The following is a 12,960-nucleotide window of genomic DNA, read 5'->3' as shown; positions in this document are numbered from 1 at the left end:
GGGGTGCGAGGCGGTCGGCGGCGGCGCTCAGCGCGATCGGCGACGCCGGGCCAGCCCGACCCAGAGCAGGGCGATCCCGCCGATCGCCACGATCGGGCCGATCACGGCCCACATCGTGACCCCGGACATCACCGAGCCCGGCAGGATGCCGACGCCCTGCAGAGTCCAGATGGTGCCGCTGACGGCGAGCACGGCGCCGAGGATGATCATGAGCAGGTTCACCGAACGGTCCTCTCCACGCGGGCGCAGGGGCACCCGGTCCCCACTCGAGCACGGAACGGGAGGAACTTCTGGATGGCGCGCCGCCGCGGCATCCGCTCTCACCGGCGTGTCGTCGGATTCTTCCTCCCGTTCGCGCACCGTGGGTGCGGCGCGCGGGCCGCGTCACATGTTGATCATGTGCCCGGTGAGGCCGTGGAACGCCTCCTGCAGCGCCTCCGAGAGCGTCGGGTGCGTGTGCACGTTGCGGGCGAGCTCGAGCGCGCCGAGGTCCCACTTCTGCGCGAGGGTGAGCTCGGGGAGCAGCTCCGAGGCGTCCGGGCCGATGAGGTGGCCGCCCAGCAGTTCGTAGTGGGTCTTGTCGGCGACGAGCTTCACGAAGCCCACCGGGTCGCCGAGGCCGTTCGCCTTGCCGTTCGCGGAGAACGGGAACTTCGCGACGATCACGTCGTGGCCCTCGTCGCGTGCCTGCTGCTCGGTGAGGCCGAACGACGCGACCTGCGGCGAGCAGAACGTGGCCCGCGGCATCATCCGGTAGTCGCCGAGTTCCATGGTCTCGGCGTCGGCGATGGTCTCGGCTGCGACGACGCCCTGCGCTTCGGCGACGTGCGCGAGCATCAGCTTCGCGGTCGCGTCGCCGATCGCGTAGATGTGCGGCACGTTGGTGCGCATGCGCTCGTCGATCGCGATGGCGCCGCGCTCGGTGAGCTGCACGCCGGTCGCGTCGAGCCCGAAGCCCTCGACGTTCGGCGCGAAGCCGACGGCCATGAGCACCTTGTCGACCACGAGCGACCCGGGCTGGCCGTCGGCGCCGGTGTAGGTCACGGTGACCTGGCTGCCCTGGTCGGTGACGGTCTCGACCTTCGTGGACGTGAGGATCGGCACGCCGAGGTTGCGGTACTGGCGCGTGATCTCCTTCGAGACCTCGGCGTCCTCGTTCGGCAGGGCGCGGTCGAGGAACTCGACGACGGTGACCTCGACGCCGTAGTTGCGCAGCACGTATGCGAACTCCATGCCGATGGCGCCCGCGCCGACGATCGCGATCGATCGCGGCAGGTCGCGCGTGAGGATCTGGGTCTCGTACGTGACGACGTTGTCGGAGAGCTCGACGCCGGGGAGCAAGCGCACCCTCGAGCCCGTGGCGATGATCGCGTGGTCGAAGGTCAGCGACTCGACCGAGCCGTCGCCCTTCGCGACGTCGATGCCGTTCGGCCCGGTGAACGAGCCGCGGCCGTCGAACTCGGTGATGCCGTTCTTCTTCATCAGGAAGTGCACGCCCTTGACGTGCTTCTCGGAGACCTGGCGGCTGCGGTCGTACGCCGCGCCGAAGTCGAAGTGCACGTCGCCCGAGATGCCGAACGTGGATGCCTGGGAGTGGAAGATGTGCGCGAGCTCGGCGTTGCGCAGCAGCGCCTTCGAGGGGATGCAGCCGACGTTGAGGCAGACGCCGCCCCAGTACTTCTCCTCGATGACGGCGACCTTCAGGCCGAGCTGTGCGGCGCGGATGGCGGCCACGTAGCCGCCCGGACCCGCGCCCAGGACGATGACGTCGAAATGGCTGGTCATGGCGCCAAGCCTAGGCGCGGCGCGCCGGATCGGCACGGGTGGACGGTTCGCCGCTGCCAACCTTCGGCGGGTTCCGGACATCGCGTTCCGCAGCCCTCGTGGCCGGCCGCAGCCGGTCGTACCGTTGGCGGGTGAGCACCACCACCCCCTCCGGCACCAGCACCACCGCGTCGTCGACCGCGACGGCGCCGCGCCTCGGCGGCATCCGCACGTGGGCCCAGTTCCTCTCGGCCGGGCTCGTCTGGGGTGCCAGCTTCCTGTTCATGGCCGTCGCGCTGGGCGGCGTCTCGTTCACCCAGGTCGCGTGGACGCGCACCGTGCTCGGCGGCCTCACGCTCGGACTCGTCGTCCTCGCCGTGCGGCCGCGTGTCGCCGGCGGGCCGGTGCTGCCGCGCGAGCCGATCGTGTGGCTGCACTTCCTCGTCATCGGCGTCCTCGGATGCGTGATCCCGTTCCTGCTGTTCTCCTGGGCCCAGCAGAGCGTGACCTCGAGCCTCGCCTCGATCCTCAACGCGACGACGCCGATCATGACCGCGATCGCCGCCACGCTCGCCTTCCGGGTCGAGCGGCTGGACGCCTCGCGCTGGCTCGGCGTCGTCGTCGGCATCCTCGGGGTGGTCGTCATCATCGCGCCGTGGTCCTCCGAGCTCGGCGGCAGCCTCGCGGGCCAGTTGGCGTGCCTCGGTGCGACCGCCTGCTACGGCGTCATGTTCGGCTACACGCGCAAGTTCCTGAGCGGCCGGCCGATCGCGCAGACGACCTTCGCGTTCATGCAGGTGGGCATGGGCGCCGCCGTGATGCTGCTGCTCACGCCGCTGCTCGCGGTCGGGCCCGTGCGGCTCGATGCCGCGATCGTCGTGTGCCTCGCGATCCTCGGCATCCTGGGCACGGGGCTGGCGTACGTCTGGAACATCGGCGTCATCCGCGACTGGGGTCCGACGAACGCCTCGACCGTCACCTACGTCACGCCCGTGGTGGGCGTCGTGCTCGGCGTGCTGGTGCTCAGCGAGCCGCTGTCGTGGAACGAACCCGTGGGTGCGCTCGTCGTCATGCTCGGCATCCTGCTCGCCCAGGGTCGGGTGCGGATGCCGCTCGCGCGGCGCTCGGCCCAGGCCGGGTGACACCCGCCCGGCCCCTGTGCAGCCGCGTCGGGATGTGATGAGGTGAGCAGGTGACGAGCGCCTCCCAGCCCGCCCCGCATCCCGCCGTCGACGCGACCTCCTCCGCGGCGGACCTCGCCACGGCGTTCCGCGCGGGCGCGGCCACGCCCCTCGCGGTCGCCGAGGACGCCCTCGCCCGCATCGCCCGGTTCGAGCCGGTCGTGAACGCCTTCTCCGACCACGATCCCGATCAGGTGCGGGCGGATGCCGCGGCGAGCGCCGACCGCCACCGGCGCGGTGCGCCGATCGGCCCGCTCGACGGGGTGCCGGTCACGGTCAAGGAGAACATGCTGCGCGCGGGCGTCGCAGCGCGGTCGGGTTCCGCGGCATCCGCCCCGGTGGTGCCCGAGGCGGACTCGCCGATCGTGGCGCGGTTGCGCGAGGCGGGCGCCGTGATCCTCGGCTCGACGACCATGCCCGACTGGGGGATGCTCTCGTCGGGGGTCTCGAGCCTGCACGGCATCACCCGCAGCCCGCTCGACCCGGCGCTCACGGTCGGCGGTTCGAGCGCGGGGGCGGGCGCGGCCGCGGCGGCCGGCCTCGGCCCGATCCACATGGGCACCGACATCGGCGGATCGGTCCGGTTCCCGGCGGCGTGGCTCGGGCTCGTCGGGCTGAAGCCCAGCGCGGGGCGCGTGCCCATCGACCCGCCGTACCTCGGGCGCGTGGGCGGGCCGATCGGCCGCCGCGTCGCCGACCTCGCGGCGGCGATGGCGGTGGTGACGCGACCCGACGTGCGCGACCACACCTCGCTGCCGTACGAGCGGCTCGACTGGGCGGATCCGGCCGTCGACGTCCGCGGGCTCCGGATCGCCGTCCACACCGAGGCGGGAGCCGGGCTGCCCGTCGATCCGGAGGTCGCCGCGACGGTGCGGGCGGCCGCGGAACGGTTCGCCTCGGCGGGGGCGGAGGTCGTCGAGCTCGCGCCGTTCCTCGACGACGGGCTGCTCGGGCAGGTCGACCGGTTCTGGCGGGTGCGGTTCCGGCGCACCTACGACGACCTCACGCGCGAGGCGCGGGACCGCGTGCTGCCGTACATCGCCAGGTGGGTCGCGCCCGGCGCGGGCGTCTCGGGCACGGCCGCGCTCGCCGCGTACGACGACATCGGGGAGCTCAGGCACCGCACGGTCCTCGCGACCGCGGGGTTCGACGCCGTCCTGTCGCCGGTCGCGCCGATGGCCGCGTTCCCGGCCGAGCGGCCGATGCCGTGGGGCGAGGAGGACCTCGGGATGGCCCACATCGCGTTCACGCTCCCGTACAACATGTCGGGCCAGCCGGCGGTGAGCATCAACGCGGGAACGACCTCGGACGGTCGTGCGATCGCCCTGCAGGTCGCGGGTCCGCGCTTCGCCGACCTGGGGGTCCTCGCGCTCGCCGCGTGGTGGGAGCGCGAGCGGTCGGCGGATGCCGCGGTGCCGCCCGTTCCGCAGCCGACGGCGCGCTGACTCGGTCGGCATGCTGGCATCCACCTCGGTGGAATACCCCATCAGGGGAGTGCGTTCGAGTTGGTGCAAGTACCCCTCTGGGGTACTCTCGAACACGATCCGATCCAGAAGAGGAGAACTCCATGACCGAGCGCGAGTACCAGGTGAGCGGCATGACGTGCGGGCACTGCGAACTGTCGGTGCGCGAGGAGGTCGAGCAGTTGTCGGGCGTCACCGGCATCCGCGTCTCGGCCGCCGCAGGCACCCTCGCCCTCTCGGCCCCCGCCGACCTCGACGACGCCGGCGTGATCGGCGCGGTCGAGGAGGCGGGCTACTCCGCGGTGCGCGTCTGACGGCGATGACCGACCTCGCGACACCCGCCGCCGACGACCGCGTCGTCGAGCTCGACATCGGCGGCATGACCTGCGCCTCGTGCGCGATGCGGATCGAGAAGAAGCTCAACCGCCTCGACGGCGTCACGGCGACGGTGAACTACGCGACCGAGAGGGCGCGCGTCTCGGCGCCCGTCGGCGTCGACGACCCCGAGCTCATCGCGACCGTGGAGGCGGCGGGCTACCGTGCCCAGCTCCCCCCGCCGCCGGCCGCCGCCGGCGCCGCCGAGGCAGCCGGCGCGACCCCCGTGGAGGCCCGGGCCGACGCCGAACTGAGGTCGCTGCGCACGCGGCTCATCGCCGCGATCGCGCTCTCCGTCCCGGTGATCCTCCTCGCCATGATCCCGGCGCTGCAGTTCACGTACTGGCAATGGGCGTCGCTGGCGCTCGCCGCGCCCGTCGTGACGTGGGCGGCGTGGCCGTTCCACCGGTCCGCGCTCGTCAACCTGCGGCACGGCGCCGCGACGATGGACACGCTCGTCTCGCTGGGCGTGAGCGCCGCGTTCCTGTGGTCGCTGTACGCCCTGTTCCTCGGCACCGCGGGCACGCCCGGCATGGTGCACGGCTTCGAGTTCACGGTCGCCCCCAGCGACGGCGCGTCGAACCTCTACCTGGAGGTCGCCGCGGGCGTGACGATGTTCGTGCTCCTCGGTCGCTACCTCGAGAAGCGCTCGAAGCGCGCCGCCGGCGCCGCGCTGCGTGCCCTGATCGAGCTCGGCGCGAAGGACGTCGCGGTGCTCCGCGACGGCGTCGAGTCGCGGATCCCGGTCGAGCAGCTCGCGGTCGGCGACGCGTTCGTCGTCCGCCCCGGCGAGAAGATCGCGACCGACGGCGTCGTCGTCGAGGGGCGCAGCGCGGTCGACGCCTCGCTCGTGACCGGCGAGTCCGTGCCGGTCGAGGTCGAGACGGGCGACGCTGTGATCGGCGCCACGGTGAACGCAGGCGGACGCCTCGTGGTGCGCGCGACGCGCGTCGGCGCCGACACGCAGCTCGCGCAGATGGCGCGCCTCGTCGAGGACGCCCAGGCGGGCAAGGCCGAGGTGCAGCGGCTCGCCGACCGCGTCGCGGGCGTCTTCGTGCCGATCGTGATCCTCATCGCGATCGCGACGCTCGGCGTGTGGTTCGGCGCCGGGTTCCCGCCCGCCGCGGCGTTCACCGCCGCGGTCGCCGTGCTGATCATCGCGTGCCCGTGCGCACTCGGCCTCGCGACCCCGACCGCGCTCCTCGTCGGCACCGGTCGCGGCGCCCAGCTCGGCGTGCTCATCAAGGGGCCCGAGGTGCTCGAGTCGACGCGTCGCGTCGACACCATCGTGCTCGACAAGACGGGCACCGTGACGAGCGGGCGGATGTCGCTCGCGGGCGTGCACGCCGCGGACGGCGTCGACGAGGCCGACCTGCTCCGGCTCGCGGGGTCGCTCGAGCACGCATCCGAGCACCCGGTCGCGAAGGCGATCGCCGACGGCGCGGCCGCCAGGGTCGGCGGCCTGCCGACGCCCGAGTCGTTCGAGAACCGCCCCGGCCTCGGCGTGCACGGCATCGTCGACGGCCACCTGGTGCTCGTCGGACGGCGGGCGCTGCTCGCCGAGTGGGCGATCGACCCCGATCCCGAGGTCGAGGCATCCGCCGCCGCCGCCGAGGCCGAGGGCCGCACGGTCGTCGTCGTCGCCTGGGACGGCCGCGTGCGCGGCGCGCTGACCGTCGCCGACGCCGTGAAGGCCACGAGCGCCGATGCCGTCGGGCGGCTGCGCCGGCTCGGGCTCGAGCCGATCCTGCTCACCGGCGACAACGCGACCGTGGCGCGGCAGGTCGCCGCCGAGGTCGGCATCGAGCAGGTGATCGCCGACGTGCTGCCGGCCGACAAGGCCGCGGTCGTCGCCCGCCTGCAGGAGGAGGGCCGCACGGTCGCGATGGTCGGCGACGGCGTCAACGACGCGGCGGCGCTCGCGCAGGCCGACCTCGGCATCGCGATGGGCACGGGCAGCGACGTCGCGATCGAGGCCGCCGACCTCACGCTGGTCCGGGGCGACCTGCTCGCCGCCGTCGACGCGATCCGGCTGTCGCGCCGCACGCTCGGCATCATCCGCGGCAACCTGTTCTGGGCGTTCGCCTACAACGTCGCCGCGATCCCGCTCGCGGCGCTCGGGCTCCTCAATCCCATGCTCGCCGGTGCGGCGATGGCGTTCTCGAGCGTGTTCGTCGTCGGCAACAGCCTGCGCCTGCGCGCGTTCCGATCGGCGGTGCCCGCACCCCGTGCATGAGATTCGGCCCGGTGGGCCGCAGAAGGGCGTCGGTGGCGGATTCTCATGCGCTTCGGCCGTCGCCTAGGGTCGAAGCATGACCGCCGAGACTCCCGACCGCGCCGCCGACGCCAGCCAGACCCGGGGCGACGGCGCGGTCGACGAACGCGACGCCGCGATCACCATGCTCCTCGGCATCCGCTCGAGCATCGACAACATCGACGCGGCGCTCATCCACCTGCTCGCGGAGCGGTTCAAGTTCACCCAGCAGGTCGGTCGCCTGAAGGCCGAGCACGGCCTGCCGCCGAGCGATCCCGACCGCGAGAAGCGGCAGATCGAACGGCTCCGCTCGCTCGCGGAGGACGCGCACCTCGACCCGGCCTTCGCCGAGAAGTGGTTCAACTTCGTGGTGGCCGAGGTGATCCGCCACCACGAGGAGATCGCCGACGGCTCCGGGTCGGACCGCGCGTGAACTGGTACCCGACGCGGGTGCCGCCGCAGGTCGGGCGGCAGGTGCTCGTCACGGGGGCGAACGCCGGACTCGGGTTCTTCACCTCCGCCCGCCTCGCCCGTGCGGGCGCCCACGTGATCCTCTCCGGCCGGAGCCCCGAGCGGCTCGATGCGGCGGTCGCCGCGATCCGGGGGCGGATGCCGCGCGCCTCCGTCGACACGCTCGTGATCGACACGTCGTCGCTCGACTCCGTCGCCACGGCCGCCGACCACCTGCTCGATCGCGCGCCGCTGGACGCGGTCGTCCTGAACGCCGGCATGGTGCACACCCCGAGCGATCGCCGCGAGTCGGTCGACGGCCACGAACTCGTGCTCGCGACCAACGTGCTGGGTCACTTCGCGCTCCTCGCGGGCGTCGTGCCCCACCTCGCGCGCGGCGCCCGCGTCGTCACCGTCGGTTCGCTCGCGACGCGGCTCTCCACGTTCCGGGTCGACGACCTCCAGCTCACCCGCTCGTACTCCGCGTGGCGCGCCTACGCGCAGTCGAAGATCGCCGCCGCATCCCTCGCGTTCGAGCTCGACCGGCGCCTGCGCCGTGCGGCGACGGACGCCGCGGAGGCGGTCGGCGCGGCATCCGTCACCCCTCGCGTGCACAGCGTCGTCGCCCACCCGGGCTACTCGATCTCGGGACGCACGCCGCGCGTGCCCGGCGTGAACCAGCCGCCGACGGCCGACCGGTTCGCCGATGCACTGCAGGCGGCCTGGTCGCAGGGCAAGCACCGCGGCGCCGAGGCGATCGTGCACGCCGTCACCGCCGACGACGTCGAGGGCGGCCAGTTCTGGGGGCCGCAGTGGATGGTCAAGGGCGCACCCAGGCTCGCGGCTCCCACGCGATCGAGCCGCGACGCGCGCACCGGCGCCCTCGTGTGGGCGGTGGCCGAGGGCGCGGTCGGGCAGACCTTCGACGTCGGGGCGCGCGCGTGATCCGCGGCATGGCCTCGCGCTGGTGGTCGCAGCCCGGGGTCCGCCTGCGGATCGCCCGGGTCGTGGTGGTCATCGGCGTCGTGCTCGGACTGTTCGGCGTGCTGAGCGGGCGCTACGGGTTCCTGTTCGCGGGGATCATCGTCGTGGGGCTCGGCGCCGGTCTCGGCCCCGCGCGCATCCGGAAGCGGCGCGACTAGGTGCAGGTCGGCCCGAGCGCGTAGCGTGTCCGCATGATCAGCCGAGACCTCGCCCTGCAGTTGCGGGACGCCGGCTTGGCCTGGCATCCGCAGTCCGGCGACCGGTTCCAGCTCGACCTGCCGAGCGACGTCGAAGCCGAGGTCGAGGCCGACACCTTCACGGTGAGCGAGATGACCATCGAGACGCGGCGGTACCCGACGGGTACGATCCTCGCCTTCAACGGCACGACCGAGTGGGCGCTCGACTCCGTCGCGCTCGCCGACGCGGTCTGGCTGCCGCGCGAGGACCAGCTCCGCGAGCTGCTGCGCGCCACGTTCCGGCGCCTGCGCCGGCTGCCCGACGCATTCGAGGTGTCGATCGAGCTCGGCGGGAAGTCGCTCGCGTTCGAGCACCCCGACGCCGCCGAGGCCTACGGCATGGCGCTGCTGGCGCTGATCGAGCGCACGCGCTGAGGGCGCGGGCGGCGAGTGTCCGTCCGATGCGGGTCCGGATGGAGCCGAGCCGCATTCCGTGGACACCCGCCGGCCGTGTCTAGGCTCGAGACATGGGCGAGACGGATGCCGCCGGCGCGGCGGAGCGGGCGCGGGAGGCCGTCGAGCGCGCGGTGCGGGAGCTCGTCGAGGCATCCGCTCGCACCGAGACGCTCGCGGAGTTCGTCCCGGGCCGCCGCGTGCTCGGCATGCCGCGCGCGCCGCGCATGCACGTCGTCGGCCCGGTCTGGCGGCTCGGCGTGCTGCTGCTCGACGCCGACGGGCGGTTGTACGCGACCGGTCGGGTCGTGCGCGCCGAGCGCGCGGTGCGACGGAGCATCCCCGCCGAATCGGTCGCCGAGCAGCGCGCGTACCGCGCTGCCGCGGTCAAGGGCGGGATCCCCGAGGGCGAGACCGTGGTGTTCGACGCCGAGCCCCTGTCGATCGAACCGGACGCGCTCGTCGTCGGCGACGGGCCGCTCCGACTCATCCCGCGTGACGAGGGCCCGGTCGTGGGCGTGCGCTGGAACCCGGCGTTCGCCGATGCGGCGCTGCCGTTGGACGCCTACCTCGCCGAGCGCGTCGACCTGCTCGTGCATCCGCCGCAGGGCGCCTGACGCGCGCGGGTCGTCAGCCGGTCGGCGTGCCGCCGCCGTCGCCGTCGGCGTCCGTCCGGCTCGGACGCTGCTCCTGCTCGGCGATCGCCTCGATCATGGAGTCGTGGAGCCCGCGCTGCCCGGTGTGCAGTTCCTGGTAGGTCTCGCCCGCGCCCATGAGCGGCCCGAACGCCGCACGAGCCCGCTGCCCGCGCGGCGCCCGGACGGCGCGCACCGTCATCCCGACGACGAGCGCCGCCGCGAACAGCGCCGCGAGGATTCCGGTCACGGCCTCCATCAGAAGCCGAACGCCGTGACGGCGGGGAGGCCCCCGTCGCGCCAGCCCTCGAGCGCGAAGCGCTCGTGGTGCACGACCCGCTCCGGCAGGTCGTCGAGCGCGAACCACTCCAGGGCGCTGGCCGTGTCCTCCTGCAGTTCCGGGATGCCGCGCCAGGCGCGCGCCACGAAGAACACGTCGAGGCGCTGGTCGATCGGCAGCCCGGTCGGCGCGGTGCGGTGCATCGCGGTGATCGGCTCGAGGCCGGCCTCGTCGACCGCCACCCCGATCTCCTCGCGGGTCTCCCGCACCGCTCCCGCGAGCACCGACTCCCCGGGATCGACGTGCCCCGCCGCCGAGGCGGCCCACCAGCCGTCGTAGTAGCCGGTGCCCGCTCGACGTTGCAGCAGCACCCGATCTCCCTCGACCAGGAAGACGTACGCGGCCGGGATCAGCGCGAACGTACCGTGCGCGGCGGCGTAGGACGCGGAGTACGTCTGCCGATCGCCTGCCGTCATCCGCCGGCTCCCGCTCCGGTCAGTACCCGACGACCGGGCCGAACGCGTCGGCGAGCGGCGCACGGTTGAGCGACCGCAGCTCGTCGATCGACACCGTGAACGCGCCCTGCACCTCGAGCGAGCCCGACGCGGCATCCGTCACGCCGATGCGACGCACCGGGTAGCCGCGGCCCTCGCAGAGGCCGCGGAACTTCACGTCGTCCTCGCGGGGCACGGTCACGATGACGCGACCGGTCGATTCCGAGAAGAGCGCGGTCGCGAGGTCGATTCCGGCGTCCTCCGTGACCTCGCCGAGGAACACTCGGGCGCCCACGCCGAAGCGACCGACGCCTTCGGCCAGCGCGATCGCGAGGCCTCCGTCGGACAGGTCGTGCGCGGAGTCGATGAGGCCCTCCAGCGCAGCGGCGCGCAGCAGCTCGGCGAGCTGCTTCTCGCGGCCGAGGTCGACGACCGGGGGAACGCCGCCGAGGTGGTCGTGCACGACGCCCGCCCAGGCGGAGCCGTCGAGCTCGGCGTACGTCTCGCCGAGCAGGTAGATGTTGTGGCCCTCGTCCTGCCAGCCCGACGGGATGCGGCGGGCGACGTCGTCGATCACGCCCAGCACCGCGACGACCGGCGTCGGGTGGATCGGGACGTCGCCGGTCTGGTTGTAGAAGCTGACGTTGCCGCCCGTGACGGGGATGCCCAGCTCGAGGCATCCGTCGGCGAGGCCCGTGACGGCCTCGGCGAACTGCCACATGACCTCGGGGTTCTCGGGGGAGCCGAAGTTCAGGCAGTCCGAGATGCCCATCGGGGTCGCGCCGGTCACGGCGACGTTGCGGTACGCCTCGGCGAGTGCCAGCTGCGCGCCGCGGCGCGGGTCGAGCTGGCAGTACCGACCGTTCGCGTCGGTGGCGACCGAGACGCCGAGGCCCGACTCCTCGTCGACGCGGATCATACCGGCGTCGTCGGGCGCGGCGAGCGCGGTGTTGCCGAGCACGTAGTGGTCGTACTGGTTCGTGATCCACGCGGCATCCGCCTGGTTCGGCGAACCGACGAGCTGCAGGAACTGGGCGCGGAGCTCGTCGCCGGCGTCGTCGGCCGGGCGGGCGAGCGATGCGGCCGTGTCGGCCTGCAGCGCCTCGAGGTACGACGGGACGGCCATCGGCCGCTCGTAGACCGGGCCGTCGACCGCGACGGTGCGCGGGTCGACGTTCACGATCTCCTGGCCGCGCCAGGTGATGCTCAGGCGGCCGGTGTCGGTGACCTCGCCGAGCACGCTCGTCTCGACGTCCCACTTCTGCACGACCTCCATGAAGCCGGCGAGCTTCTCGGGGCGCACGATCGCCATCATGCGCTCCTGGCTCTCCGACATGAGGATCTCCTCGGGTGTGAGCGTCGGGTCGCGCAGCAGCACGTCGTCGAGCACGATCGACATGCCGCCGTCGCCGTTGGCCGCGAGCTCGCTCGTCGCGCACGAGATGCCGGCCGCTCCCAGGTCTTGGATGCCCTCGACGAGGTCGCCCTGGAACAGCTCGAGGCAGCACTCGATGAGCACCTTCTCGGCGAACGGGTCGCCGACCTGCACCGCGGGGCGCTTGGTCGGGCCGCCCTCGGCGAACGTGTCGGACGCGAGGATCGACGTGCCGCCGATGCCGTCGCCGCCCGTGCGGGCGCCGAAGAGCACGACCTTGTTGCCGATGCCCTTGGCGTTCGCGAGGTGCAGGTCCTCGTGCCGCAGGACGCCCACGGCGAGCGCGTTCACGAGCGGGTTCTTCTGGTACGTCGGGTCGAACCAGGTCTCGCCGCCGATGTTCGGCAGGCCGAGGCAGTTGCCGTAGAAGCTGATGCCGGCGACCACGCCGTGCACGACGCGTGCGGTGTCGGGGTCGTCGATGGCGCCGAAGCGCAGCGCGTCCATCACGGCGACGGGACGCGCGCCCATCGAGATGATGTCGCGGACGATGCCGCCGACGCCGGTCGCGGCGCCCTGGAACGGCTCGATGAAGCTCGGGTGGTTGTGCGACTCGATCTTGAACGTGACCGCCCAGCCCTCGCCGATGTCGAGCACGCCGGCGTTCTCGCCGATGCCGACCATCAGGTGCTGCTTCATCTCGGGCGTCACCTTCTTGCCGAACTGGCGCAGGTGCACCTTGCTCGACTTGTACGACGCGTGCTCGCTCCACATGACCGAGTACATGGCGAGCTCGGCGCTCGTCGGGCGGCGGCCGAGGATGTTGCGGATGCGCTCGTACTCGTCGGGCTTCACGCCGAGCGCCGCGTACGGCTGCTCCTTCTCGGGGGTCGCCGTGGCGACCTCGACGGTGTCGAGCACCGGCGTCGTGGGGGCCGGGGTCGGCGCAGCGGTCGTGGCGGGTGCGTCAGTCACGGGTGGCGAGCTCCTGGAAACGGCGGCGAGACGGATGCCGCGGGCGGATGCCGGTCCCCCAGAGTCTACCCGGCGTGCTCACCTGAGCAGTCCCGCCCCGG

General features: G+C 73.1%; 14 protein-coding genes. 9 read left to right on the top strand and 5 right to left on the bottom strand.

Features of this window, described 5'->3' with window-relative positions; translation table 11 throughout:
- Positions 1-27 precede the first annotated feature (27 nt).
- Positions 28-222: a hypothetical protein gene (locus GJR97_RS04920; protein ID WP_324613170.1), complete on the bottom strand. Its 195-nt coding sequence runs from the start codon at positions 220-222 to the stop codon at positions 28-30.
- A 162-nt stretch (positions 223-384) separates the two neighbouring features.
- Positions 385-1,785: a dihydrolipoyl dehydrogenase gene (lpdA, locus tag GJR97_RS04915; protein WP_154345399.1), complete on the bottom strand. Its 1,401-nt coding sequence runs from the start codon at positions 1,783-1,785 to the stop codon at positions 385-387.
- 131 nt (positions 1,786-1,916) lie between these two features.
- Between lpdA and GJR97_RS04910 the strand changes: the two genes are divergently transcribed.
- From GJR97_RS04910 to GJR97_RS04870, 9 genes are all read left to right on the top strand, one after another.
- The gene (locus GJR97_RS04910; RefSeq protein WP_324613169.1) at positions 1,917-2,906 is read left to right on the top strand and encodes a DMT family transporter; all 990 of its coding nucleotides are present in this window, start codon (positions 1,917-1,919) and stop codon (positions 2,904-2,906) included.
- A 50-nt stretch (positions 2,907-2,956) separates the two neighbouring features.
- A complete protein-coding gene (locus tag GJR97_RS04905; protein WP_324613168.1) occupies positions 2,957-4,390 on the top strand; it encodes an amidase in 1,434 nt (477 codons plus the stop codon).
- Between the two features lie 122 nt (positions 4,391-4,512).
- Positions 4,513-4,722, top strand: coding sequence for a heavy-metal-associated domain-containing protein (locus GJR97_RS04900; protein ID WP_154345398.1), 210 nt, complete (start codon positions 4,513-4,515; stop codon positions 4,720-4,722).
- 5 nt (positions 4,723-4,727) lie between these two features.
- Complete coding sequence (locus tag GJR97_RS04895) at positions 4,728-7,019, top strand: heavy metal translocating P-type ATPase (RefSeq protein WP_154345397.1); 2,292 nt, start codon at positions 4,728-4,730, stop codon at positions 7,017-7,019.
- A 76-nt stretch (positions 7,020-7,095) separates the two neighbouring features.
- The gene (locus tag GJR97_RS04890; protein WP_195760610.1) at positions 7,096-7,470 is read left to right on the top strand and encodes a chorismate mutase; all 375 of its coding nucleotides are present in this window, start codon (positions 7,096-7,098) and stop codon (positions 7,468-7,470) included.
- A complete protein-coding gene (locus GJR97_RS04885) occupies positions 7,467-8,432 on the top strand; it encodes an SDR family NAD(P)-dependent oxidoreductase (protein ID WP_324613167.1) in 966 nt (321 codons plus the stop codon). Before GJR97_RS04890 ends, GJR97_RS04885 begins: the two co-directional genes overlap by 4 nt.
- Positions 8,429-8,629: a hypothetical protein gene (locus tag GJR97_RS04880; RefSeq protein ID WP_154345396.1), complete on the top strand. Its 201-nt coding sequence runs from the start codon at positions 8,429-8,431 to the stop codon at positions 8,627-8,629. Before GJR97_RS04885 ends, GJR97_RS04880 begins: the two co-directional genes overlap by 4 nt.
- 33 nt (positions 8,630-8,662) lie before the next feature.
- Positions 8,663-9,082 (top strand): pilus assembly protein CpaE, encoded by a 420-nt coding sequence (locus tag GJR97_RS04875; protein WP_154345395.1) that lies wholly within the window; start codon positions 8,663-8,665, stop codon positions 9,080-9,082.
- Between the two features lie 92 nt (positions 9,083-9,174).
- Complete coding sequence (locus GJR97_RS04870; protein WP_154345394.1) at positions 9,175-9,717, top strand: hypothetical protein; 543 nt, start codon at positions 9,175-9,177, stop codon at positions 9,715-9,717.
- Between the two features lie 13 nt (positions 9,718-9,730).
- Here GJR97_RS04870 and GJR97_RS04865 read toward each other — a convergent pair whose 3' ends face one another.
- The 3 genes from GJR97_RS04865 to purL are packed head-to-tail and all read right to left on the bottom strand — an operon-like array spanning position 9,731 to position 12,859.
- On the bottom strand, positions 9,731-9,985 hold the full coding sequence (locus tag GJR97_RS04865; RefSeq protein ID WP_154345393.1) for a hypothetical protein: 255 nt from the start codon (positions 9,983-9,985) through the stop codon (positions 9,731-9,733).
- Positions 9,986-9,993: 8 nt separating this feature from the next.
- Positions 9,994-10,491, bottom strand: coding sequence for an NUDIX domain-containing protein (locus tag GJR97_RS04860; RefSeq protein ID WP_154345392.1), 498 nt, complete (start codon positions 10,489-10,491; stop codon positions 9,994-9,996).
- Positions 10,492-10,510: 19 nt separating this feature from the next.
- Positions 10,511-12,859, bottom strand: a complete 2,349-nt coding sequence (gene purL / locus GJR97_RS04855) for a phosphoribosylformylglycinamidine synthase subunit PurL (protein WP_324613166.1) — start codon at positions 12,857-12,859, stop codon at positions 10,511-10,513.
- Positions 12,860-12,960: the final 101 nt, after the last annotated feature.

This window comes from Agromyces kandeliae, assembly GCF_009674665.1.
GTDB lineage: Bacteria > Actinomycetota > Actinomycetes > Actinomycetales > Microbacteriaceae > Agromyces > Agromyces kandeliae.
This window is presented reverse-complemented; position numbering and strand designations above follow the sequence as displayed.